This is a genomic window from Gemmatimonadaceae bacterium (genome assembly GCA_037721215.1).
In the GTDB taxonomy this organism is placed as follows: Bacteria; Gemmatimonadota; Gemmatimonadetes; order Gemmatimonadales; family Gemmatimonadaceae; genus UBA4720.
On sequence record JBBJNV010000022.1, the window covers coordinates 43,382 to 68,080 of the forward strand.

Annotated in this window: 24 protein-coding genes; 14 read left to right on the plus strand and 10 right to left on the minus strand. The window is 61.2% G+C overall.

The window, feature by feature from the left end; all coding sequences use genetic code 11:
• Window positions 1-51: 51 nt before the first annotated feature.
• Together WKF55_12560 and WKF55_12565 are read left to right on the plus strand one after the other, a co-directional pair.
• A complete protein-coding gene (locus WKF55_12560; GenBank protein ID MEJ7760408.1) occupies window positions 52-2,856 on the plus strand; it encodes a DEAD/DEAH box helicase in 2,805 nt (934 codons plus the stop codon).
• Window positions 2,853-3,422, plus strand: a complete 570-nt coding sequence (locus tag WKF55_12565; protein ID MEJ7760409.1) for an SIS domain-containing protein — start codon at window positions 2,853-2,855, stop codon at window positions 3,420-3,422. Before WKF55_12560 ends, WKF55_12565 begins: the two co-directional genes overlap by 4 nt.
• Before the next feature lie 61 nt (window positions 3,423-3,483).
• Here the strand turns inward: WKF55_12565 and WKF55_12570 are convergent, their stop codons facing one another.
• The gene (locus WKF55_12570) at window positions 3,484-4,515 is read right to left on the minus strand and encodes an LD-carboxypeptidase (GenBank protein ID MEJ7760410.1); all 1,032 of its coding nucleotides are present in this window, start codon (window positions 4,513-4,515) and stop codon (window positions 3,484-3,486) included.
• A 117-nt stretch (window positions 4,516-4,632) separates the two neighbouring features.
• On the opposite strand from WKF55_12570, the gene WKF55_12575 reads away from it, so the two are divergent.
• From WKF55_12575 to WKF55_12605, 7 genes are all read left to right on the plus strand, one after another.
• Window positions 4,633-5,856 (plus strand): 4-hydroxy-3-methylbut-2-enyl diphosphate reductase, encoded by a 1,224-nt coding sequence (locus tag WKF55_12575; GenBank protein MEJ7760411.1) that lies wholly within the window; start codon window positions 4,633-4,635, stop codon window positions 5,854-5,856.
• Between the two features lie 199 nt (window positions 5,857-6,055).
• On the plus strand, window positions 6,056-6,274 hold the full coding sequence (locus WKF55_12580; protein MEJ7760412.1) for a hypothetical protein: 219 nt from the start codon (window positions 6,056-6,058) through the stop codon (window positions 6,272-6,274).
• Window positions 6,275-6,410: 136 nt separating this feature from the next.
• On the plus strand, window positions 6,411-7,319 hold the full coding sequence (locus WKF55_12585) for a glycerophosphodiester phosphodiesterase (GenBank protein ID MEJ7760413.1): 909 nt from the start codon (window positions 6,411-6,413) through the stop codon (window positions 7,317-7,319).
• Window positions 7,320-7,327: 8 nt separating this feature from the next.
• On the plus strand, window positions 7,328-8,389 hold the full coding sequence (locus WKF55_12590) for an alpha/beta hydrolase-fold protein (GenBank protein ID MEJ7760414.1): 1,062 nt from the start codon (window positions 7,328-7,330) through the stop codon (window positions 8,387-8,389).
• On the plus strand, window positions 8,386-9,957 hold the full coding sequence (locus WKF55_12595; protein MEJ7760415.1) for a serine hydrolase: 1,572 nt from the start codon (window positions 8,386-8,388) through the stop codon (window positions 9,955-9,957). Before WKF55_12590 ends, WKF55_12595 begins: the two co-directional genes overlap by 4 nt.
• 5 nt (window positions 9,958-9,962) lie before the next feature.
• Window positions 9,963-10,460, plus strand: a complete 498-nt coding sequence (locus WKF55_12600) for a hypothetical protein (GenBank protein MEJ7760416.1) — start codon at window positions 9,963-9,965, stop codon at window positions 10,458-10,460.
• Between the two features lie 49 nt (window positions 10,461-10,509).
• The gene (locus WKF55_12605; GenBank protein MEJ7760417.1) at window positions 10,510-10,737 is read left to right on the plus strand and encodes a hypothetical protein; all 228 of its coding nucleotides are present in this window, start codon (window positions 10,510-10,512) and stop codon (window positions 10,735-10,737) included.
• 96 nt (window positions 10,738-10,833) lie between these two features.
• Here WKF55_12605 and WKF55_12610 read toward each other — a convergent pair whose 3' ends face one another.
• The 8 genes from WKF55_12610 to WKF55_12645 form a co-directional block, all read right to left on the minus strand.
• Window positions 10,834-12,015, minus strand: coding sequence for a KamA family radical SAM protein (locus WKF55_12610; protein ID MEJ7760418.1), 1,182 nt, complete (start codon window positions 12,013-12,015; stop codon window positions 10,834-10,836).
• On the minus strand, window positions 12,012-12,587 hold the full coding sequence (locus WKF55_12615; GenBank protein ID MEJ7760419.1) for a GNAT family N-acetyltransferase: 576 nt from the start codon (window positions 12,585-12,587) through the stop codon (window positions 12,012-12,014). Before WKF55_12615 ends, WKF55_12610 begins: the two co-directional genes overlap by 4 nt.
• Before the next feature lie 8 nt (window positions 12,588-12,595).
• Complete coding sequence (locus tag WKF55_12620) at window positions 12,596-13,609, minus strand: hypothetical protein (GenBank protein MEJ7760420.1); 1,014 nt, start codon at window positions 13,607-13,609, stop codon at window positions 12,596-12,598.
• A 106-nt stretch (window positions 13,610-13,715) separates the two neighbouring features.
• Window positions 13,716-14,864: a hypothetical protein gene (locus WKF55_12625; GenBank protein ID MEJ7760421.1), complete on the minus strand. Its 1,149-nt coding sequence runs from the start codon at window positions 14,862-14,864 to the stop codon at window positions 13,716-13,718.
• A 244-nt stretch (window positions 14,865-15,108) separates the two neighbouring features.
• Window positions 15,109-15,858, minus strand: coding sequence for an FAD-dependent thymidylate synthase (thyX, locus tag WKF55_12630; GenBank protein MEJ7760422.1), 750 nt, complete (start codon window positions 15,856-15,858; stop codon window positions 15,109-15,111).
• A 49-nt stretch (window positions 15,859-15,907) separates the two neighbouring features.
• Window positions 15,908-17,536: an FAD-binding oxidoreductase gene (locus tag WKF55_12635; protein ID MEJ7760423.1), complete on the minus strand. Its 1,629-nt coding sequence runs from the start codon at window positions 17,534-17,536 to the stop codon at window positions 15,908-15,910.
• A 35-nt stretch (window positions 17,537-17,571) separates the two neighbouring features.
• Window positions 17,572-18,459, minus strand: coding sequence for a 3-hydroxybutyryl-CoA dehydrogenase (locus WKF55_12640; protein ID MEJ7760424.1), 888 nt, complete (start codon window positions 18,457-18,459; stop codon window positions 17,572-17,574).
• On the minus strand, window positions 18,456-19,268 hold the full coding sequence (locus WKF55_12645) for a hypothetical protein (GenBank protein MEJ7760425.1): 813 nt from the start codon (window positions 19,266-19,268) through the stop codon (window positions 18,456-18,458). The genes WKF55_12640 and WKF55_12645 overlap by 4 nt, the downstream gene beginning before the upstream one ends.
• A 142-nt stretch (window positions 19,269-19,410) precedes the next feature.
• Between WKF55_12645 and WKF55_12650 the strand changes: the two genes are divergently transcribed.
• The 5 genes from WKF55_12650 (at window position 19,411) to WKF55_12670 (ending at window position 22,852) form a co-directional block, all read left to right on the plus strand.
• Complete coding sequence (locus tag WKF55_12650; protein MEJ7760426.1) at window positions 19,411-19,755, plus strand: hypothetical protein; 345 nt, start codon at window positions 19,411-19,413, stop codon at window positions 19,753-19,755.
• Between the two features lie 141 nt (window positions 19,756-19,896).
• The gene (locus tag WKF55_12655; GenBank protein MEJ7760427.1) at window positions 19,897-20,937 is read left to right on the plus strand and encodes a hypothetical protein; all 1,041 of its coding nucleotides are present in this window, start codon (window positions 19,897-19,899) and stop codon (window positions 20,935-20,937) included.
• An 8-nt stretch (window positions 20,938-20,945) separates the two neighbouring features.
• Window positions 20,946-21,500 (plus strand): DUF6036 family nucleotidyltransferase, encoded by a 555-nt coding sequence (locus WKF55_12660; protein MEJ7760428.1) that lies wholly within the window; start codon window positions 20,946-20,948, stop codon window positions 21,498-21,500.
• A 13-nt stretch (window positions 21,501-21,513) separates the two neighbouring features.
• On the plus strand, window positions 21,514-22,254 hold the full coding sequence (locus tag WKF55_12665) for a hypothetical protein (GenBank protein ID MEJ7760429.1): 741 nt from the start codon (window positions 21,514-21,516) through the stop codon (window positions 22,252-22,254).
• Between the two features lie 235 nt (window positions 22,255-22,489).
• On the plus strand, window positions 22,490-22,852 hold the full coding sequence (locus WKF55_12670; protein ID MEJ7760430.1) for a cupin domain-containing protein: 363 nt from the start codon (window positions 22,490-22,492) through the stop codon (window positions 22,850-22,852).
• A 164-nt stretch (window positions 22,853-23,016) separates the two neighbouring features.
• Here the strand turns inward: WKF55_12670 and WKF55_12675 are convergent, their stop codons facing one another.
• Window positions 23,017-24,642 (minus strand): hypothetical protein, encoded by a 1,626-nt coding sequence (locus WKF55_12675; protein ID MEJ7760431.1) that lies wholly within the window; start codon window positions 24,640-24,642, stop codon window positions 23,017-23,019.
• Window positions 24,643-24,699: the final 57 nt, after the last annotated feature.

Consider the following 24,699-nt stretch of genomic DNA (forward strand, 5'->3'; position numbering starts at 1 on the left):
CCCCGGGGGGACGATTCCTCCCGGGGCCTTTTTTATGCAAGTTGCCGGGTAATGCGCACCGTTCGCGATCAGTTCCTGCCGCCAGACCACGATGCTTTCATCGCGGCCGACCCACCGACAGGGCGCATTATCGTCATTGCACCAACACGCGCCGCATGCGAGACCATCGAGCTGGCGCTCGGGCTGCGATTGCAAACCGTTCTCGAACAGCAGCACGGAACGGAGATCAGGCAACTTGCCGCGGCGGGCAAGGGGTTCGGAATCGTTGCGGGAACGGGTACAGGCAAGACGCTGTCGATCCGGCCGATCGCGGAAACGATCCTGCGTACCCCCGACCTGCGTATCGGAGTGGTCAACCGGGAGCGTGAGGCCACTCCCGAGACGCCGACCTGGAACGTCATCATCGTCACCACCGGTATTGCGCGCAGGTGGTTTCAGGACGGTGACATACTCGCATCCGACACGCTGATCGTCGACGAAATTCATCAGACATCCGCTGAGCTGGAGCTGTGTCTCGCACTCGGCAAGCGGGTCGGGTGCAGGTTCATCTGGCTGTCGGCGACTGTCGACCCGAGCTTTTATGCGCGCTATCTGAATGCTGCCGAGGTATTGCAGAGCTCCGCTTTCGATCCTGCCCGCGCGGCAGAGGTAAAAGTCATTCGCAAGGATCCAGTCGAGTTCCTGGATGAACGGTTTCTGCTCAAGGTCATCAAGCAGCGCCGCGGGGTCGGAATGTTTTTGCCCACCCGCAAGGGTGTCGAAGAGGCAGCGGCGGAAGTGGAAACCCGATTCCCTCGCATCAACACCGCGTATTATCACGGCGGTGAACCGGTGAGAATCATCCGGCCCTTTCTCGAGAGCGACGAGCGCAAACCCTATTTTCTGGCGATGACGGCCGCTGGCCAGAGCGCGCTGAATGTAAAAGGTCTTGATACCGTTGTGATCGATGACACACGGTTCGGCAACGTCATCGAACGCGGCAAGAACGTGCTCACGAAGATGCACCTTGGTGCGAACGAGATCCTGCAGATGGCCGGGCGCGTTCACGGCCGCGTCGAGGGAGGAAAGGTGTTCATCCTCTCCGACCGGGACATTCAGTTCGAAACGCTCCAGCCGACGGCACCCGAGTTCCAGCTGGCCGGAGATTCCGAACGGGTGGCGATGACGTGTGCGGATCTGGGGGTGGACGTGGAGAATCTCGACCTGCCGGTCCCTCTCGATCGCGTCGCATACAAACAGGCAATCGCGCATCTGGAACGGCGTGGTGTGATCGAGAATGGGCGATTGTCGACATACGGCAAGTCAGTCGAAGCCCTGCCCGTGGACCGTGCGTGGGCCGAGCTTCTCGTGAACGCAGACGACGAGCTCGTGCCGTACATCGCGGTAATGAGCTCGGTGGAGTCGCTGCACCGAATGACTCGTGATGAGCGCGATCTGGCCGGCCTTGTAGTTCCCGGCAGCGATCACCTCACGGCGTATAATCTCTACGCCGAAGCGTTCACGCGCTGCGGCTACGTGGGCGAGGTTTATGGGCTGCCGAGGCAGCTTTTCGATGACAGCATTGAACAATGGGCAGAACGCCGCGGGGTTCTCGTTAAGGCGATCGAGGACGCGGCGCTGGGGATGGCGAGTGTGTTCCGTGGGCTGAAAATGGATCTTCCTGCAAAGATGCCCGTTGGACGCGACGATACGTTGAGAAAGTTTGCCGGGCTTCTCGCGCGTTTCATGCCGTTCGATCTTGTGATCGATGAGCGAACGAAGGATGGCGACGAGGCGCGGGTTTCGCGAACGAGCGTCTGCGGCAGCTGGGGTCCGATCGCCGGCGAGCTGAGATATTTCGCTGATCGGTCGGGCAATCCGCGCGCGGGTATCGAGGGCACACAGATTCCCATGCAGCTCATCCGCCGGTACGCCACGCGTGGGGTCTCCGATGTGGCGTACGATACGCGGCGGAAGGGCGGGCAGCTCGTGGTGCAGCGAACGCTTGAATACTTCGGGTTCGAGCTGGACCGTGATACCGAGCCGCTCGAGGAATTCCCGGAGGAGTTTGCCGGTCGCGCGCGGAAAGCGCTGGCAGAGTCGCTGGCGCGGGGGCAGGTGAAGCATGCGTCGGTGAAGCGGAACCGGGCGGCAATCGAATCGATTCGACAGGCGTACAGGCGGTCGGGCGGCGAAACGCCTCGTCTCGATCTCGCGGACGTGACTGCGTGGTATGAGCGGGGACTGGCCGGCATCAATTCGATGAATGACTTTCGAAACGCCCGGCTGACCCTCGACGCCGACGCGTTCTTACCACGTGAGACCCGGGACCTCTACGCGGCCCTGCCGGACAGCGTTCTCATTCGTGACCGCGAAATCGACATCGACTACGATGTCGAAAAAGCCGGGCAGTCGCTTGTCGCCGTGGCGCGGTTGAGGTTGCCTGAGAAAATCGCGCGGTCGATTGCCGAGGCGGAGCTGCCGGTTCTCGACCGCGCGTTGCGGTTCGTAGTGATACGCGGGCAGCGCGGCGCGATTCGGGCTGATACGCTCGATGAGCTCCAGGAAGTGCTGGCCAGGCCCTGGTCGCCGGATGAAGTGGACGATGATGCGCAGCCGGATGACACAACCTGGGACGATGAAACGAGGGCCCGCGAACTGGCGCAAGGGTTGCGCAAGGGGCGGCGCGGGGGAAGGGGCAGTTCAGGAGACTCGCGGGGGCGGGAAGATTCATCGAAGGGCAGACCGCAGGTGCGCGGTGCGAAGCGATCAGGGCGTTCCGGTGGTCCGCGCGGTTCCGGTGGTTCTGGCGATTCCGGCGGTCCCGGCGGAAAGGGACGGGCGGGAGGCGGGAAGCGTAAGTTTCGCGGACGATGACAGAAACGTTCGACCAGCATTTCAGGCGGCATCAGCAGGTCGTCGAGGCGAGCCTTACAGCGCTGGCGCCGCACGCGCCGGCGGCCGCTGATGCAATAGTTCGCGCCTTGCGGGCGGGGAACATGATCATCGCTTTCGGCAATGGCGGCAGCTCCACTCAGGTGAGTCATCTGGCGGAGGAGCTCGTGGGCCGCTACAAGAAGACGCGGCGGCCATTCCCCGCCATATCGCTATCGGGCGACGCCGGGACGATCACATGCATCAGCAATGATTTCGGATACGAAACTTTGTTCGAGCGCCAGATCGAAGCCTTTGCCGGGCCGGGCGATGTTGCGGTGGGTCTTACCACCAGCGGAAAATCGGAGAATGTCACGCGGGCTCTCCGCGCTGCGAAGGTAAGGGGGGCAACGACGATCGCGCTGACTGGTGAGGCCGGACTGATCGGCGTGGATGCGGATCATGTCCTTGCCGTTCCGAGCGCCGATAGCGAACACATCCAGGAAGTTCATCTGATGCTGCTGCACTTCTGGTGCGCAGCCGTTGACGACACACTGGGCGGCGATTGAAACGTGGGGGCGGTCGCCGGTGGGCTAACGCGTCATGCCGACCTGTTCATGCATTGTCGCCCTAGGGACTGACGGCCTCACTCGTCTGCACCGCACCCGCGATATCGTCGGCAAGCGGCACTGGCTCGGTCGTGGAAAGTGCGTCTTCACGGTAAGTGATCCACCCCGTGGTTGAGTCAACCATCAGCTCGACTTCCGTCCCAAACGGAAGCGCGAGATTCGGCACCTCGTGGCCAGCGGGAAAATCCATCAGAATCGGTACTTCGAGGTCCGATAGAAGGTCCAGCAGGAAATCCTCGAACTCATCCTCCTCGGACCGGTCGAGCGAGAGGTGGCCAAAAACGATTCCCTTCACGTCCCTCAGCAGGCCGGCCGCGCGTAGATGAACTATCCGCTCATCCGCGACGGACATCGGGTCGCGGGTCTCCTCGAGAAAAAGGATTGCGCCGCGGGTGTCGATCTCGTACGGAGTTCCAATCGACTGCTGAACCAGCGAGAGGTTGCCGCCGGTAAGCCGCCCCGTCGCGCGCCCGCGGTTAACGGCGCGCGACACTTCCCGGCCGAATCGGGTGGTGGGCCTCGGCGTCGTCAACGCTGTCAACAATGAGCTCATCGTCGGATCGCGTGCAACGGGAATGAGATCGTCCACTGTCGGCCCGTGAAATACTCTCAGCCCGCCCTGCCGCATAAGCCACAGATGAAGCGCCGTAATATCGGAGTATCCGACGAAGATCTTCGGATTCAGGCGGAATATCTCCGGCTCGAGGTATGGAATCATGCGGGTCGCGCCATATCCACCTGTGCTCCCGATTACCGCCTTGACCCTCGGATCGAGCCACATCCCCATGAAATTCGACGCCCGGCGTTCATCCTGATGCCGCTCGAATCTTCGCAGCTCGAGGATATCGGGATCGAGTATCACCTTATACCCTGCGCGTTCGAGAGCCTTCACTCCACGCGCGAGCTGCCCCTCCCGTGGGGAGTACGATGGAGCGACCACGCCAATCGACTCCCCTTTGGCAATGGCGCGCGGCCGAGTCAGCGCTCGGGCCATCACAGTATCGGTGATGTGTGCGTTGCCGTCTGCGGCCACGGCCGGAATCGGCGCGGGCGAATCGCGGTCACTAAATTGACTGATATGCCAGACTCGCGTTTAGAGAAATCATCACCGGGTGGCCCGCGGCCGACGGCTCTGTCAGCCGGGCCGCAAGTGGCGCCGGGGCCAGTCGCGAGTCCGGAAGTCTACTTCCGCAAGGGGTTCGGGCTCAAAGCCGATGTCCAGGGAGAGCTCGCCTCTGATTATAACGGGCGCCTTGTCGATCTGCTGCGGGAGCGCGATTTCACCCTGGTTTCGGGCGAAGTGACTCTGAGTCTGGCAAGGGAATTCGGCTTCTGTTACGGAGTCGAACGGGCGGTCGATTACGCCTATCAAACCCGCCGCAAGTTTCCCGGCCGCCGGGTTTACCTGGCTGGTGAAATCATCCACAACCCGCATGTGAACGGCAAGCTGCGGGACATGGGAGTGGAGATTCTGGAGGTTGGCAGCAACGGCATCGACTACAGCGGCGTCATTGCCACAGACGTCGTGATCCTGCCGGCCTTCGGCGTAACCATTCACGATTTCGAGCGACTGCGGGAAATTGGGTGCGTGATGGTCGACACCACCTGCGGGTCCGTCCTCAACGTGTGGAAACGAGTCGAAGGTTATGCGCGGGACGGATTCACATCGCTGATTCACGGAAAATATTACCACGAGGAAACCAGGGCAACGGCATCGCAGGCGGCGAAGTATCCGAACGCCCCGCACTTCGTGGTGCGGAACATGGAAGAGGCTCGCGTCGTGTGCGACTTCATCGAGGGCCGGGTGACGAATGAAAACATCATGAGTCGCTTCTCGCACGCAGCATCGGCGGGTTTCGATCCGGTGCGGGATTTCCAGCGGATCGGCGTGGCCAATCAGACGACAATGCTGGCTCGTGAATCACTTGCGATTGGCGGCGAAGTTCGCGAAGCGATGGCGCGAAGCAGGGGAGTCGAGTATGCAGCCGCAAACTTCCGCAGCTTTGACACCATCTGCAGTGCAACTCAGGAGCGTCAGGACGCCGTGGTGGAGCTGTTGCGGCAGCCCCTTGATATGGTCGTCGTAATTGGCGGCTACAACTCGAGCAACACCATTTCGCTCGCTGCTTTGTGCGCCGAGACCGTCACGGCGTATCACGTAGAGGATGCGTCGGCGATTGATCCCATGACAGCCAGTATCCGCCATCTCCCGCCCGGGTCAAAAACCGATGTGACCGCCACCGGGTGGCTCGCCCGGCCCGGGCCGGTACGCGTGGGAGTAACAGCCGGCGCGAGCACCCCCAACAACAAGATCGGCGACGCGGTAGCGAGGATTTTTGCTACTCGCGGGATAGATCCCGAAGCAATCAGATAATCGCGATGGGCCGGCGCTCGGTGCTGCGTGCTCGAGACGCTTGCTGCACGATGGCATTTGGCTGCGGGGTGGTAACGTGGGTGTCACTTGTTACTCCCGCCAATCGTCAAGACAGTGCTGGCGATTATCTTATCACGATGCGTCGTGAAACTTGTTTGCTTTGCAGGCGTACGACAGAAACAATTCCACGGAGGGAACAATGGAGCTTCACGGAGTACCCGTTGCGCCAGAGCCACAGGCAGGCGCCCCGGGCAGTGTCGAAGAGACGCTGAACCTTGGTGCGTGGTTCCAGCGAAGCTGGACGACAGCCACAAGCATCAGTGGCCAAGGCGCGGATCTCGTCGGCAGCATTCTCAATCGATTTCGCGAGGCGGATGCACTTGCCTATGACAACGAAGGAGATCAGACCGACAACTGACCTGTCAGACTGAGCAGTGAAAGAGCCGCCCGATGAGGGCGGCTCTTTTTTCCGCAGTGAACAATCGCTGAGCCTGAAGCGGTCCGGCTTGCTATAGTTCCTCATGCCCATCGAGGTCTGCAAACGCGGATACAGAATGCCACTTGCTCACGATGGTGCGGCGATTCTGCCACGACTGCGGAGGCTTGCTGCAGTCGCATTTGTCATCAGCGCAGCAGGTTGTTCAGGCACGAAAGCTGTCGGTCCGACCATTTCTTCAGACCCGGTTGTCATCGCACACCGCGGGTCGTCCTACGCAGCGCCAGAGCACACGCTGGCGGCCTACGATCTGGCGCTCGCGGAAGGAGCGGATTACATCGAGCAGGACGTTCATCGCACGCGCGACGGCGTGCTGGTGGTCATACACGACTCGACCCTCGACCGGACGACGCGAGGACCCGCAGGCGCCTGCACTGGGGCCGTTTCGGACAAAACCCTCGCTGAAGTGAAAACCTGCGACGCGGGTGCGTGGTTCAATGCCCAGTATCCGCTGCGCGCGAATGCGGCGTACGTGGGACTTCGAGTCCCGACTCTCTCGGAGGTCATCGACCGCTACGGGTCGAGGACACGCTACTACATCGAGATCAAGGATCCCCAAAAGTACCCCGGCATCGAGGCAGCGCTCATCAAACTGCTGAATGATCGGGGACTTGGCGGGCCTGCGAACGGGCGGCCACGGGTTTTGATCCAGTCGTTTGATGCGCCAAGCGTGCGGCGCGTCCGAGAGCTGGATGCCGGAGTGGTGCTGATTCAGCTGGTCGGGCAGCTCTTGTCAGCCAAGGCGCCGGCAGCGCTCGATTCGATCCGTGCATACGCCTCCGGAATCGGGCCACACCGCTCGATTGTCGATCGCTCGTTCGTCGAGAGTGCACACTCGAAAGGGCTCCTCGTTCATCCCTACACGGTCGACGATCCGGCCGAGATGGCTGCATTGCTCGCGATGGGAGTTGACGGAATGTTTACCAACCGGCCCAGTCTGCTGAGAGGTTTGATCCCAGCCAGATGATTTCGCGAATGCAGACTGTCACGCTTCTCGCCCTGACCGTCGTTCTCTCGGGTGCGAACTCCGTCGTCAGTGCGCAGCCAGGCGGTGTCACCCACATCGACATGGTCCTGGCTCCGTCGCTCCGTGCTAACCTTGTGGGAGACCCGGATCGCAGGGCGGCAACAGTCTATCTGCCGCCAACCTACGGTACCCATCCCCGCCGCCGGTATCCGGTGGTCTATCTGCTCCACGGATTCGCCGCGGACCATCGCGCATTCATGAGGGGCGCGTATCAGAATCTCAACATCCGGTTGTCGATGGACAGTCTCATCCGCGGCGGCACGATTCGCGAAATGATCGTCGTGACGCCGAATGCGCGAAATGCATACGATGGGAGCTTCTATTCCAACTCTCCCGTGACAGGCAACTGGGAGGATTTCATCGTTCGCGACCTCGTCTCGCATATCGATCGCAGGTATCGTACAGTTCGCAATGCGAAAGGTCGCGGGATAGCCGGTCACTCGATGGGCGGGTACGGCGCGCTGCGTATCGGCATGCGCCATCCCGAAACATTTTCCGCGATCTACGGGCTGAGCGCCTGCTGCCTTGCATGGTGGGGTGACTCGCTCGATGCGGCCGCGGCTGCTCGCTGGCGGACAGCCATTGCGCTCGACGACAGGCAGAAATTCGCCAAGGCGGGTTTTTACACGAATCTCCTTTTCGCGCTCGCGGCCGTGAATTCTCCCAACGTCGCGAAGCCGCCGTTTTTCGTTGACTTTCCGTATCGTCTGTCGGGCGATAGCGTTGTTCTGGACAGCCTCGTGGCCACGCGATGGCGTATGGGACCCCTTACAATGGCGCACAGTCACGCTGCCTCCTTGCGAGGCTTGAGTGTCGCATTCGACGCCGGCAGCGCCGACGGGTTTCGCGACATTCCACTAAATGCCGCCGAGCTGGACAGGGTTCTGACCGGCCTCGGCGTGCCCCACATGTTCGAACTTTACGATGGCACTCACGGCAGCCGCATCCGGTCGAGGATCGAAACGAAGATGCTGCCATTCTTCTCCGCAAAACTGGGAGCTGCACGATGAACCGGCGTACGGTTGCGATTGCAGGACATCTGCTGCTCGCGCGCAGCAACATGGTGTCCGCGCAGCCCAATGCGGCTCCGCCCAACATCGATCAGTTCGTCGAGCGTGTGATGCAGGAGTTCCGGGTGCCCGGCCTGAGCCTCGCGATCGTCAGGGACGGGAAGGTCGTTCTCTCGAAAGGTTATGGCGTTCGCACTCTTAAAGAAACGGCCCGGGTCGATGCCAGGACGCGCTTCGGTATTGCGTCGAACACCAAGATCTTCACCGCGACCGCGCTAGGCCTGCTAGTCGAAGAAGGGAAACTCGAATGGGACGCACCGGTAATCCGTTACCTGCCCGGTTTCGCGATGTACGATCCTTACGTCACGCGCGAGCTCACTATTCGCGATCTGATGGTGCATCGCAGCGGGCTTGGACTCGGCGCCGGTGACCTGCTGTGGTGGCCTGAGTCGACGTACGACCGCAAGGAAATCGTGAGGAGGCTTCGGTTCATCCCCCCGGCGACGTCGTTCAGGAATGCGTATGCGTACGACAACGTGCTCTATACTGTCGCCGGCGAGGTGATCGAAGCGGTCTCCGGTTTGACCTGGGAGGATTTCGTCGACAAGCGGATTCTGGCAAGGGTCGGCATGAGCGGCAGCAACGTTCGCCATTCCGGTGCGGGCAAGGACGACAATGTCGCAGGTACTCACGCGGAAGTGGACGGAACGCTCAGGCTCGTCCCACCTCTCATCAGTGACAACACCAATCCTGCCGGTGGCATCAACTCCAGCTCCGACGATATGGCCAGGTGGCTGATTGTTCAGCTCGACTCAGGTCGCCTCACAAATGGTTCCCGCCTGTTCCAACCTGCGACAACGCGCCAGCTATGGACGATAGTCACGCCGATACCGGGCGGCGCGCCGGCACCCGAGCTCGCATTCCACCGATACAGTTTCAACGGATACGCGCTCGGCATGGGTGTCCGGGACTATCGCGGGCGCCAGATGCTGTCGCATACCGGTGGCCTCCCGGGGTATCTGTCGAAGGTGACCATGATTCCGGAGCTGCGGCTGGGCGTCGTCGTGCTCACCAATCAGGAATCCGGAAGCGCGTTCAACGCGATCTCATATCGAATCGTCGATCACTATCTGGGTGTGGCGCCGGTGGATTACGTCGGCATCTACAGGAAGCTCGAAGACCGCGGCCGCGCGGCTGACGCCGCAGCGGAGAAAGCGGCGGTGACTGCGCGGGATACGTCGTCGAGACCGTCGCTGCCCCTTGCGGGATACGCGGGCAAGTACAGCGACCCCTGGTATGGCGACGTTAATATCGTTCTCGAGAATGGAAAGCTGTTCATGCGATTTGGTGCAACACCGTCGCTGACGGGGGAGCTCGTGCATTGGCAGCACGACACCTTTATTGCGCGATGGACCGACCGGACTCTGCGCGCGGATGCGTTCGTGAGTTTTGCGCTGAATCCGGATGCGACAATCGCGCGGGCGAAGATGCAGGGCGTGTCGCCGAACATCGATTTCAGTTTTGATTTTCAGGATCTGACGCTGAGGCCGGTGAAGGCGGGGAGGTGAACCGAATGAAACTCCCCGGGGCCGGCATTCTCGCCGGACTGCTTTTCCTCCAAGGGTGCGAACTGTTCACGGGCTGTACATACGAGCAACGGTCGGTCAAATCCTCAGGCATTGCCCTTGAAAACGGATTTGAAGCAGTGCACGCTGAGGTGGTGGTCGGGGCTGTTAGAGGACCTCTACGCTACAAGACACTCGAGCTCACCCTCCTGGGATCCGAGTTGAAGGGCCATATCCTGTCAGTCGCACTGGTGAAGTCGGATAATCCAACGGACCGGTTGGTGGAGATACCATTGTATCAGGGCGCGACACTGCCAATCTCGAGCGGGAGCCTGAACCAGCGCCCTGGCGAAGAATCCCCCAACCTCGGCGGACTTTACGAGATACTCGCCGCGAATCGGGGAACCTTAAATATCACTACCGATCTTGCCTCTCGACCACGCGTGCTTGTTACGCTGAGGGTAACCAAAAAAACTGACTGGTTTCGCCCAAATAACTGCTATTAAGCCTGAGCGAGGTTCGTTACGGCCGGCGATGGTGATCCGTCAATCGAGTATGCCAATAGCTGCCATATGGGTGCTGATCGCCGCTGTCGCGATGACGGCTTGCGCCGCGCCGCCCGCGAATACTCGGTCGAGAGAAGACATGACGCAGCGCGAGCGCGACAGCATCGTCGGGGCCTCGGTGCTACCAGGGGCGAGGGGAGTGAGCTCGGCGCTCAAAGCGGCGGACATATCAGGGGCGCGAAACGCCGCGGTGGATCCGGCGAGTCAGGACAACTAAGCTAACGCCACAAGCCCGAGCTGGACAGATGCCAGCTCCGGGCTGATATGCGATTCGAACCCGCGCAACCAGCATGGCTCGGCCTGCTGAACCGAACTACTCGCCTGAGGCTTTTCTGCGCCGCGGACGCATGCCCCCCACTTTCTTCGCGCGCTGAATTGAAACGACGCCGGATTCCGCGGCCGCAGCAGCCGCGGCGTCACGATCAGTGGCGTCCGCTGTCACAAGCTGCCGTGGCTGTTTGTATGTGAATCGCTGCCCCTGATAATTCCGGAATACCACTTCGTCGTCGTTGATCTCCTCCACATACTCTGGCAGCAACGGCACCTTGCCCCCGCCACCCGGCGCGTCGATCACGAACTGCGGAACTCCGAGTCCCGACGTCCAGCCACGCAGAGCCTGAATGATCTCAAGCCCTTTCTGCACGGTCGTCCGGAAGTGCTCGCCGCCCGCCACCTGATCGGCCATGTAGATGTAGTATGGACGCACCCGCGCCTTGAGCAGCTCGTGCATCAGCTTCATCATTACCTTCGGATCGTCATTCACTCCCTTCAAAAGCACCGTCTGGCATCCGAGTGAGACACCAGCCTTCGACAGCCTGTCGAGCGACGCGACCGCCGCCGGCGTCAGTTCATCCGGATGATTGAAGTGGGTGTTCATGAAAATCGGGTGATACTTCTGCACCATCTCGCAGAACTCGGGCGTGATCCGCTCCGGCAGGTGCGAAGTTATGCGGCTGCCAATGCGGATGATCTCGATGTGCGGGATCGCCCGCAGTTGCTGGAACAGATATTCCAACCGCCGGTCGCTGAGCATCATCGGGTCGCCACCGCTCAAGATCACATCCCTGATCTCTGTGTGCTCACGCAGATACTGGAACGCTGATTCGTACTGATTGAGCGGAATCTTTTCGGGATCTCCGACCTTTCGCCTTCGGGTACAGAAGCGGCAGTATGTGGCGCAGACGGGACTCACGAGAAAGAGAGCCCGATCAGGGTACCGGTGCGTGATGTTCGGCACGGGTGAGTCGCCGTCTTCGTCGAGCGAATCGATGACCCCATCAACGACGTCCAGCTCCTCGACGGTCGGTATGTACTGCTGCCACATCGGATCGCCGACTTCCTTTATCGCATCGAGCGCCGAGGGCGTGATGCGCATCTGGAAATTCTCGAACGCGGGGCGCAGCGCTTCGACATCGATAGCGTCGCCGAACTTCTCGCGCAGCTTGTCAAGAGTCGCAATGCTCTCGTCTTTCAGGATTCTCTGCCACTCGCTCATTGTACCATCACTCCGTGCGCTCCTCGCTCATTTCGAGCGGCAGCGCGGCTTTGCAGGCGTTTTATGAATGTGATCCGGTCGTCCGCTGGCGCGTAAAACTCATGCGCGACTGCGGCCTCGACGTACCCGCGGTGCATGTAGAAGCCACGCGTGGCGACATAATCGGATCGGGACGATGTTTCGACTACCAGCATTCTGGCGTTCAGTCCCTTGAGCCTTCGTTCAACCTCGGAAAGGAGGGTGGTTCCGCTACCTGCCCCCTGCGCGGCGGGATCGACGGCGATCCAGTACAGATCGTACGTGCGGTCAGTGCCGGGAGTGGGCCCGTAACAGGCAAAGCCGGCCAGTTCATCTTCCGGGGTGAAGGCGCCGAGGAAGAAGTAATCGGAACTGGCAGGAGGATGGTTCATTGTGCTCGCCTCGTTTGCAGCAAGCGCGCCAGCAGACTGAGCCAACGCCGAATCGAACAGCTCGATCGCAACTATTATTTCTTCGTCGCGGAACATGCCGGTTGCCTGGAGAATTGCACCGATCCGGTCTCGCCGGCCAGCATCGATCTCGCCGATTCTCATCACCGGCATCAGCCAAGTCCCGACAACTTCAATGAGCGAGTCCAGAGGTCCACGGACACGTCGGCGCGCGGTGCGAGCGCTAGTTCGCAAACGCGGCGGACGAGCATGTTGTAATCCATGCCCGCCACTCCGGCCATCCGCGCGAGACCCGCTCCCGGAGAGATGTCAGGATTCGGATTCACCTCCAGCAGCCAGGGGCGCCCCGAGCTATCGATGCGGAAGTCGGCACGGCCATAGCCCTGGCCACCCACCGCCTTCCAGGCGGCAAGCGAAATGCGTTCGAGCTCACGCGTCAACTCGGGCGCAAGATCGGCCGGGCATGAAGGGGTCGCTCCCAGATCTTCGTCGCTGCCCGTCACCCATTTCGACCGATACGAAACAATGCGCCACATACCCCGCGGCATGGCGCCAAAATTGATCTCCGCGATCGGCAGGATCTCATCTCCGACGATGCCGACGTTGACCTCGCGGCCGTCGATGTAGCGCTGAACGAGGATCTCCTCCCAACGTTCGTGCATCGCCTCAACCCGCGCCATGAGCGCACGTGTGCTCCGCACAACCGACCGTTGCTCGATGCCGATCGATGCATCTTCAGCCGCTGGTTTGCAGATGGACGGATAGCCGACGCTGGCGACATCAACCCCGCGTCGTGCCAGCGTCCAGCGTGGAACCGGCAGTCTCGCCCGGTCGAGAAGCGTGTTGACGACGTTCTTGCGGAGGCAGAGTGCGGTGGTGGTGCTCGAGCTCCCCGTGTAGGGAATGCCGAACAGCTCGAGTACCGAGATCACTACCGGCTCTAACGAGGCGACGCCATCGATTCCCTCGCAGAGGTTGAATACCAGATCGAATCTTGCGCGGCGCACACGTTCCACCCAACGGCCGTCCGGGTTGACCGGCACACGGACGTGGTCATGGCCCCAGTCAGAAATGGCATCTTCAACCGCTTCGACCGCCCCGAGGATCAGCAGGTCGGGCTTGGCGCCGAGCGCTGATACTCCGTCAAACAAAATTCCAACTTTCATGCTCCGCCTCCCTGCCCGCTAGCCTGAGCGGCGCTGGTCAAAGTGATCTCCTGAACGAGCGACAATGTGTCGCCCGGTTAGTGCTGTGTCCGTTCCGGTATGACGACTAAGCTGCCCTTGACCTGCTGACAGCCTTCACTGCACGACTGCCTGGCTGCGACTTGCCGAGCGCTACATGCTGCCGCGCGGCGGCCAGCTTCAGGCAGGTCTGAATCAGATCGTGGTAACTCATACCTGCCGCGCGCGCCGCTTTGGGAAAGCAGGAGTTGTCAGCAGGGTTGGGAAGTATTCCGGGAAGGGGATTCACTTCTATCACATTCGGCGCGCCGGCGGCATCGAGTCGCACGTCTATCCGCGACCAGTCGCGGCAGCCGAGCACACGATACGCGTCGAGCGTCACAGATTCGATTGCCCGCCTGAGGCGGTCATCGATGATGGCTGGACAATCAAACATCTTGAGCGGCTGCTGGGGACGGTCCCAGATCCACTTCGCCTCGAATCCGTAAATCGGAAGCGCGCCGTCAGGCAGCGACGCGAAGTCGATGCCAACGATAGGCAGAACCTTCGCGTCGCGTCCGTTGCCGAGCACCGCACAGGTGAATTCCGAGCCCGGAAGATATTCCTCGACGATTACCGGCTGACGATAAGTCTCGAGCAGGTAACCAGTCCGGGCGGCAAGCTCGGCGCGGGTCCGACAGAAGCTGGCTTCGGTAATTCCTTTCGAGGAGCCTTCACGGATCGGCTTGACGAAAGCCGGCAGTTGCAGCGAAGATGCAGGCCCGGCCAGGTCGGAGACCTCCGACACCACCGCAAACCGCGCTGTGGGAACGCCATGCCAGGTGAGAAGCTCCTTGGTGCGCGCCTTGTCGAGGCATAGTGCCAGGGTGAGTGGGTCGCTGGCAGTATATGGGATCCCATAGAATTCGCAGATTGCCGGGACGTGCCCCTCCCGGTTCACACCCTGGGTCCCCTCAGCAATGTTGAATACGATGTCGGGGCGGGTTTCGCGCAGCCGCTGGGGAAATTCCTCGGTCGCTTCGAGCAGGATCACTTCGCCCAGCTCCGAAAGTGCGGCGGCGACGGCGCCTATCGTCTCGCGGCTGTCCCACTCGGCGAACTCGTCGCTACTCGGCGGTTCCTCGTCCTGAGACGATTCGCTGTCGGCCGGGAAGGCGCTTCGAGCCGATGATTCGTCGGCTTTCCCCGGCTCGAAAGCCTCGGGTTTCTGATTGAAAGCGAAGCCGATTCGAGTCATTCGGTCGCTACGAAAAAGCGCTGTGAATATTCACGTTGACGGGTATATAAACCACGCGCGAATGTCACGCAATCGTTAATCGCGACGATTGAAAAATATTTTGCCGGCGAGTTTTTTCTGTGAGGGAGCAGAGAGAAAACGAAGCGGGCACCGCCGAAAATTCTTGCGTGTTACCCGGCTGTTTCTCGCTCGCGACTTTTCAATCTCGATGATGCCGTCAGGCAGGGGGGAATCGCCAACCGCTTCACACTTTGTGATAGCTGATCCGGGCGGCTTCGGCCCGATCTGGCGCCTGATAAACTTCGAAGTCCGAGAAGAAGCCCGGCGCTTCGCGCTGAAGCAACCGAAGCATCGCAATCGCGCACCGGCGGATCTCGAATTCCGCGCCTTCGCTCGAACGGAGCTCGAGCATCGTCCGCCACGCACGCGCGTTGGCGGTAACGACGATCTTTGTTTCTGTAGAGTTTGGCAGGACTCCGCGTGCTGCCTCGCGCGCCATTTTCCGGCGATGAATCTTGTCGCCCACCCAGGAGTATCGCTGCATGAGCTGGTCGACGAGTGCGACGTAGCTCTTCTGCGCCGATTCTATCTGCGCCTGCCACGCGGCTGAGAGACTTTCGTCACCGAGGATCGCTGGCGGCATCACGAAGTTTGCCTCGGACTCGTCGACGTATCGCTGAGAGAGCTGTGAGAAGCCGAAGCCCGCCCGATGGCGGACGAGCTCATGGGTCAGCGACCGGCTGACGCCCTCGAGAAGCAGCGAGTAATTCGCGTGCTCGAGTACGCTGCCGTGCCCCTGCTTCTTGATATTCTCGAGGTAATCCCTGGTCGCGCGGCCGGCTGGATTTTTCTGGCTCATGTAGCAGAGCCGCCCGGCGAATTCAGCGAGACGCTCACCGTCGGTGCTGTCTCCGAGCCAAGCAACAGGAAGATGCTCCGGCTCTGCGAACGACGGGCGAGAGAGAAGCGTGACGCGGGGCTCTAGAAAAATCACGGCGTGTGGGGGGAAATGCCAAAGGGGGGGAAGCGGAAGAGCCGCAAAGCTACTCGGCCTGACCGAGCAACGAAAGCCGGGGGCGCGCGTATCCGCGTTCGGAGGATACGAGATCGAGCGCCGACCGCGCCGCAGGCGGAAGCGGCGGCAAAGCGGGATCGTACTTTATGTCGCCGAGTGACTGCTGGCCGGGAAGGGGAATCTTGACGCCGCGATTCAATACGCCGCGCGGATCGAACGCAGATTTCACCTGGGTAAAAAGGTGTAGTGTGTCCCTCGGCCACATCTTATAGAGGAGAGGCGTGCGAAGCCGCCCATCGCCATGCTCGCCGGCAAGTGTCCCGCCAAGGCTCGCGGTGAGCTGCACTACATCTTCCAGAAGCCCGGCAACGGAGTGACGCCAGTCGGCACGGCTCACGTCAATGAGCGGGTTCACATGCATGTGCGCGTCGCCCGCATGTCCGAAAATCACTCCTCGAATTCCCCGAGCCTCCAGCGCTTGCCGGACTCCGCGTACAAACGCAGCCAGGTTATGCGGAGGCACTGCGCAATCCTCGATGAACTGCATCGATTTGAGCGACGGGTCGAGCCGCGAGAGAATCGGACTTGCCGCGTGCCGAAGCTCCCAGATCTCGCGTTGCTCCTCGGCCCTGACAGCGACGCGAGTCATCGTTGCCCCTGCAGCGGTGAACGCGCCAGCCAGAACATGTGCAAAGTTGGCGGCGGCCCCGGGGGTATCTCCCTCGACTTCCGCCAGAAGAACTGCTTCGGTGCCGAAAGGTATTTCGTCAAGTGCGACCACCCTGTGCAGCGCCGTGCCAGCCGGATCTGAGGCAACGTCCAGAAATGTGCGGTCGAGCAGCTCACACGCGCTGGATCCGCTTGCTCTCGCTTCCGCCGCCGCACTCACCGCACTTTCCAGCGAAGCAAACGCGGCGAGCACACCGCTCGTTGCGCCAGGGAGCGGTATGAGACTGAGCTTCACACCCACGATGACCACCAGCGTGCCCTCGCTCCCGACAAGCAGATCGACAAGCTCGCCGCTGGCAGCGTACTCGTTGAGGCCGTACCCGGATGACTCCTTGCAGACGCCGCGATGGTCGAGTGGCTCAGAGCGCGTTGCGGCAATAATCCCGTCCCGCGCCTCGCGGAGAAAACGCTCGATCGCGGGCACGCCCTCAGGCAACGGTTCCCCACGGGCGATCGTGGCCCGGGATCCATCCTCGAACACACAGTCGAGCGCCAGTACCCATGGCCGGGTCGCGCCATATTTGAGGGTCCGTGCGCCAGCGGCGTTTGTCGATGCCATTCCGCCGATCGTGCAATAGTTGCCGCTCGACGGGTCGACCGGAATTCGAAGGGCGTGCGTCCCGGCTATTTCGTTCGTCGCCCCACGCAACGCGCCCGGTCCCACCCACACACTGCGCGTCTCGCAGTCAACCTCGCCGATCTGGTTCATCCGGCTAAGGTCGACAATCACACCGGGCCCAATAGCCCCACCCGCCATGCTTGTCCCCGATCCGCGCGGGATAAGCGTCAATGATCGCTCGCTTGCCCACCGCACGATGGTGATCACATCGTTGGCGTCAGCGGGAACGCAGACCGCGGCCGGTACTATCCGGCCAATACCCGCCGCTTCCGAGTACACCGCCCGCGCATCCGGGTCGTCACGATACACTCCGCGAAGATCGCGAGGAGGCAGGTGACAGGCGGTCACAATCCAAGCGCGCTTACCCGCGGCGGATCTTCTGCGTAATCATAAAAGCCTTTCCCGGATTTACGTCCGAACATCCCGGCAAGAACCATCCGCTTGAGCAGCGGCGGCGGCGCGTAGCGCTTTTCACGGTACTCGCTGAACATGATCTCCGCGATGTTGTAGCAGGTGTCGAGCCCGACGAAATCCAGCAGGGTAAATGGTCCCATCGGATGGCCCGCGCCGAGCTGCATTCCCTTATCGATGTCCGCGACAGTCGCAACGTTACCCTCGAGAGCGCGAATCGCATCGAGCATATAAGGAACGAGCAGCAGGTTGACGACGAATCCCGAGCTGTCCCTTGCTTGGATCGGTTCTTTCCCAAGCGTCTGCACAAAGCCGAACGCCGTCGTGGCTGTCTCGTCGCTGGTGGTAATCGTGCGCACCACTTCGACCAGTTTCATCAGCGGAACGGGATTGAAGAAATGGAGGCCGAGCATACGATCCGGTCGCCCACTCGCCGCGGCCATTGCCGCAATCGTAAGGCTCGAGGTATTCGAGGCAAATATCGTTTCCCCGCTACACATGTCATTCAGCTCTTTCAACAACCCATTCTTGAGCGTCAGATCTTCGGCAATTGCCTCGAGGATAATGTCACATTCGCCGAGCGCGCCGATGTCGCTCGTGAAGGCAAGTTTTGCCAATGCTGCATCGCGTTCCTCCGGAGTGACCTTTCCTTTCTCGATCCCCTTGCCGAGGACTTTCTCGATGCTCCTGCGGGATGTTTCGGCGAGCGGGTCCGATATCTCTCTCACAATCGTCTCGAACCCCGCCTGTGCGCACACCTGCGCGATGCCGCTCCCCATCAGTCCACCGCCGAGTACTCCAACCTTTCTGATTTCGCTCACTTGATTCTCTGTGGGGAGCTGATGTGTTCAAGGCGATCCAGCGTCTGCTCGAGTGACATCTGTGCCTTCAGGACGAGCTGGCGGTGACCTTTCCCTATCTGGTAGCCAGCGCCCGCACCGGCGAGTGTCGGAAGTGCAGCGGCTGCCGCAAGCCAGAGCGCGAGCTCAGGCACAACCAGTGCTGCGCCAAGGGTCGCGACAGCACCGCTGCCAATGATCCCCGCCACAAGCGCCGAGCCCGCGACTCGGACGCGAGCTGCGCGGCTTTCGGAGATATCCGCATCGAGTCGCACGAGAACCCGATGGGCATCCACAGGGACCACCGTGCCCGCGACCTGGCTGGCGCGCGAGAGATGATAGCCGCGACCGCTGATGTTGAGGTTTTTCTGGATCGTATCCAGAAACCCTGATTTGGGCTCCCATGTGATGCGATCGGGAAAGCGGCGCTGGAGCCGCAGACATTCTTCGCGTTGCATCCAGTTGTCGAGAGCGCTGAGTACTTGAGGGGGAGTGCCACGCACGACACGGGATGCGGTTGCGATTGCCGGACCGGTGATGCCGGCGACGAACCCCTGTTCCTCCTGTACATCGATTCTCGACCGCTCCTCGGCCAGTGCCTGCGTGAGAGTGGTCTGGCTGATGCCCGCTTCCTTCCCGATCTCTATGAGTTGCGATTCGGTAAGCATCTCGCTCGCGTCTGCGCCGGAGTTCGCGACCTGCAGCTCGGCGGCACGAGCCAGTACGCGCTCGATGGCGGTGCGGTTGAGCGGAGCGCTTTTCGCAGGGAGGTTCGATGAATCGTCGGGCATCACGCATAAAGTTAAGTGCGCTGCCCGGTCGCGGGGTTGGGCGCTCGGGTCGTGCCTCGTCGTGCCAGCCTGTGCCTCTGCTCCGGCAGCCTCCGGCGCTGATGATCCAGCGGCCTCAGTTGGCGTTGCAGCATCTCCACTTGTGGCCACGCTCAACGCCGTTAACTCCCGGGTGTTCGGTACCGTGCAGCTGACGCCGTCTGGCACCGACCGATCGCGCGTGGTGATCTCGATCCGCGGCGCGCCGATGAATTCAGAGCTGCCGTGGGAAATTCGCGCCGGTCAGTGCGGCGAGGGTGGGCCGGCTCTGGGTCTCGAGGCAGTGTACCGTGTAATCAGCGCGCGGTCCGATGGAACCGGAGAGCTTTCGCTAACGGTTCCAATGTCCATTCCGGCTGGCCCGGTTCATTCGGTCATCGCGCTTGCATCGCGGGCCGATCGGGATCGCGTGGTGTCCTGCGGAGTGCTCAGCCCGGCGGTTCGCTAAACAAATGTACGTAGAACAACACCAGTTATGCCTCTGACATCCCGGGGGAGGCGAAAAACCGGGAGTTCGACTTTTTACACCCCAGATTCCGATTGTCTATTTCATAAGACACTTGTCTGCTAAACAAGACATACGTATGTTATGACAGACACGAGACTCTTCAATCCAACCCATTTCGTGAAGGCCCGCCTACCCCAATCGGCACTTCGTGCCCCATTGAATTCCATTCTCGGGGCGCAGGCGAACGTACGCGTGCTCCGAGAACTTGTGATGGCGGGCATACCGCTTGCGGCAGGGGAGCTCGCACGCCGCGCCCGGCTCGGCCGTACCAGCGTGTACCCCGTCTTGAAAGGGCTGGAAGAAACCGGCGTCGTTGCATTCGTGGGCGCAGGTGCACTGCGGCAAGTCAGCTTTCGCAAATCTCATCCACTTGCAAGACCACTGGCGGCGCTTTTTCAGGCAGAACGCAGTCGGGTCGAACAACTCATTGAAACCCTTCGCGAACATCTACGGGACGTGCAACCCCCACCGATAGCAGCCTGGGTGGAGGGCCCGGTTCTGGCAAACGAAGATCGTCTCCTGGATTCGATACCACTGTTTGTGCTCAGTCATCCAAAAACCCTTCCTGCGATGGTCGATCGCATATCAAAAGAACTCGAGAGTATTGAGAAAGTTTTCGATGTTCAGTTCGAGGTCCATGCTCAAACTCGAAGCGAGCTGAGTGCCAGGCCTCAGGAAGTATTGGACACTCTGAGCGACGTCATCCTCCTGAGCGGTGTTCCTCCTGCATCACTGGTCAATGACCAAGTGCGCCCGTCGCGCAAAAGTCGCATGCACCAGGATCACGACAGCAACGCGCGCCGACTCGCTGTTGGAGTTGCCGCAAAGCTGAGATGGGATCCCAGCCTCGCACGGTTAGCACGGCGCCAGCTTATGAAGCGCGCGAAGAGTGCTTCCCCCCAGGAGCAACGGGAACTTCAGGAATGGATAAGAATCTTTTCGACAATGTCGCCCAGCCGCCTTCAGCGGTTTCTCACGGAGCGGGGTGAACGCGCTGATCGGCTTCGCCAGACCCTCCCCGCCTTCGATTTACTCACGCCGCGTGAGCGGAAAGCCGTGCTTTCGGCGCAGAATGACGGCGAAGTTCGGGCAGCCATTCGCGTTGAGCGTCGAACCAGGTAAGGGGTAATGTGACACGTGAAGAACTCGAGCACGCAATTCGAGCCGCCTGCGATGTTTCTGGAGACGCCGCCGTTTACGTATTCGGCTCTCAGTCAATCCTCGGACAATACCCAGACGCTCCGTCATCATTGAGGCAGTCCGGAGAGGCTGACATGGCCCCCGTGAGCGCAGCAAACATGACTGATGCTATCGACGCTAATCTTGGTGAGCTGTCGCTATTCCATCAAACCTATGGATTCTACGTGCACGGTGTCGGGATCGAGGCCGCAACCCTTCCCAGTGGCTGGGAGCGACGCGCGATTGCAGTGCGCAGCAATAACACCCGAGACAAGACGGGATGGTGTCTCGAAGCGCATGACTTGGCGGTGAGCAAGCTTGTCGCATGGCGCGAGAGGGATAAAGACTTCGTCCGTATACTTCTCGCTGAAGGACTAATCGAACCACGCAAGCTTCTGCTTCGCATATCACAACTGCAGGATCATGAGCGCGCGACCTCCCAACATCGGCGTCGAATGCGCGACTGGATCAGCGGGAACTTGAAGGACCTAGGTCGCGCGTCATGAAACGCGAGGCTCCATGACGCACACTGACCCAATCGCGTTATTCACGGCCGCGGCCGACGCGCTCAACCGAGCGGACTGGCCCGCCGCTGCGGCCCTCTGCGACCCCGCAAGCGTTGCTGGCTTCCATCGCCACCTTATCGAACAGGTAACGCCCTCCGAATCTCAGCGGGAGATCTCCGTTGAGTTCTATCTGCGCAACTGGCCCGGCATGCCGCGCGAGGCGGCCGAATACATGCTGGCGCAGCACCGGAAGCATTCCGATCCCGAGCGTCAGCTTCGTGAGCAATTGCCTGGCGTCGCCAGCTTGGCGGACCTGCTGAGGCTCAGCCCAGCCGAGGCGTTCGTTGAGTGGATCGAGGGGCGGTCCTTTCAGCGCCAGGTCAGGCGTATGGCCGACGACGGGAACATTTCCGAGGCCGCTGCAACACTTTCGCTCGAGCAAGCATCTGGCATGCACAACTACGTTGCACTGGGAGCTGTCGCCGACGGCGATGTGATCGCCCACATCGTGTATCAGCGCGAGCGCGATTCTACAGACGAGTGGTCCGGCGACGCCGGCGAGTGGCTCGCGCATCTGCCGCCGGATGAGCAGGCACTCGCGCGCGATCTTTCCGGTCGGCAGTACCCACGGGTCGTTTCGTGCCGGCGCCAACCGGACGGGACTTGGCTAATGCTTGCCGGCCACGACTTCCTGAGCATTGGCTCCACCAGTGTTGACGTGATCGAAGCGACCGACGACGCGGATGAGGGCTAATGTTGGGGTCGCAAGCCGCCAGCGCCGTACTGCAACAGGCACGCTCAACCGCCAGGCGCTCACTGGCAACGGAGTTCTTCTGCTTGCAACAATGTCGATCCGCGTAGTGGACGGAACAGGCGGCGCCCGACAAGGATCGGCTGCCCATGCTCGATAATCCAACGACCGCGATGCGTCAAACCGCACCGATAGCAGACAGTTCGAGCGGTGCGAAATCACACCTTGTTGCTGACACATGATCTCCAAACTCAACCTCTCCGACAAATTCGATCTCTTCAACGATCACTGGAGTCCGAAAATCGCCGCAGACCTCAACGAGAACCACGTACTGCTCGCCAAGCTGCAAGGCGAATTCGTGTGGCACAAACACGCGGACGAAGACGAGCTTTTCATGGTAATCCGTGGAACCCTCACCATTGAGCTGCGGGATGGCTCCATCACGCTGGAGCCCGGCGAGCTAGCCGTCATTCCCAAAGGAGTCGAACATCGCCCAGTAGCGCTCGATGAAGTCCACCTGATGCTCGTCGAGCCCAAAAAGACCCGCCACACAGGCGACGTTATCTCGGCGCGCACGGTTCACGAGTACGCCCGTATCTGACGGTTGCGCCCACCCGCCGGCTCCATATAATGTTTTCGACTATCCTGCATCCCTTGAGCTTCACGGAGTCGTGCCGAACGAGCGATATCTCGACAGGCCCGCGCTCGATCGCCTGCCAACGGAGGACGAGCCGGCGCAAGACCGCTAAGTCGGATCGACCGCCGTCAGAGTCTCGAGCCCGCGAGCACCACGTCGGCACGGTGCCATGCACGCCGGAAGCGCGCGTCGGCAGCATCGGCCGCCTTCGTCTTCGACTGCGCGCGGAGGCTCGCGGCTAACCCGCGGAGCGCCCAGCCGTTTTCCGGGAATCGCAGCAAATCCTGCCTGTACGCCCGCTCCGCGTCCGCCGCGCGCCCCGCCTTGAGAAGCGCCTCACCGAGTGACCGGCGGATGGGCGCCTGCCATTGCGGCGGCTCTGTATAATTGAAGCTGTCCTCCATGTCCGCCGCCATCTGGAAGTGGGTGACCGCATCAGCGAACCGACCGACGCGGTACGCGATTTCGCCGGTAAGCGCGTGCACTGCGATCTCCATGATGGTCTTGTTCTCGCCGGCGCCTGAAGCCATTGCCGTCCGGTCAGCGGGGGACGTGCCGCGCGCGATGGCCGCCACTGTGTCGAGTGCCGCACTGGCCGCCGGCCAGTCGCGCTTCGCGGCGAATGCGACTCCGCGCGCGTAGTGCGCGAGGCCGAAAGAAAGCCGGAGATCGCCTGGCGGAGGCGCCTCGCGCAGCACGTCGTCCCAGAGTCCGAACGTGGCCAGTGTCTGATGAACGTAGGCAAGCAAAGGCTCGAGAGGCGGGACCTGCCGTGCAACCTCCGGAGGAACGCGATCGCGGAGATTCCGCGCTGCCTCCACCGCTTCCTTGCTGCGCCCAGCCATCATTGCTGCCATTGAGAGGAAGTGGTAGTTGTGCGGATAGTACGCCATCGGATAAATGCCAGAAGGCCTTTCGCTGGCGACGTAAGCCGCGTCGGCGTGCACTGCGTGAATGTTGCTCTCAATCGCGTCCGCGTAGCGGCCGACACGGATGTAAATATGCGCCGGCATGTGCACTACATGCCCCGCGCCCGGCATCAGTAAAGCGAGCCGCTCCGCACATCGCACGGCCTTCTCGGGCACTACAGCTTCGACAGCGTGGATATAATAGTGACAGGCGCCCGGGTGATCGGGATTCCTCGTCAGAACGCGCTCGAGCTGTGCGAGAATCGTCTTCGTGCCGGGATATGGCTTGCCCTCCCTGGTCCAGTATGCCCACGGTCTCAGGTTCATCGCCGACTCCGCGTACAGCGTCGCGATGTCGAGATCATCCGGATACTGAGCCGCAACATCACGCATCGCCCGGGCGTACGACGAGTCCAGCTTCGCGCGACTCGCGGGCGGTGGTGAAGCGTACCGGTGAGCGAGCGCATCTATCAGCATGCGCTCGCGCCGTGTCGCCTTGCTCCGAAGTGCCAGCGCTTTTCCGAGATGTTCCCATGCCTGCACGCCTCCCGTGGAATCCAGGGGTGCGTTGATGTTCGGACCCAGCGCCAGCGCCGAGCCCCAATGGCATATGGCGCAGTCCGGGTCCAGCCGCGCGGCTTCGCTGAATGCTCGCACCGCTTCGGCGTGATTAAAGCCGTAGACAAGGCGAATTCCCTGATCGAAGTAACGCTGCGACGCAGGCACCGGTGTACTGATGCCCATGTGATGAGTCCCGAGATCTGTGTAAAGTGGGACCGAATCGACGGGCGCCGCCGATGCTTGTGCAGTTGCAAGCAGGAGGGTCCAGAACGGAATGGAAAGCATGACTAATCCCCTGGCAGTGGTTTGCGCCAACTTCCCCCGGCGGCATTTTCAGAATAC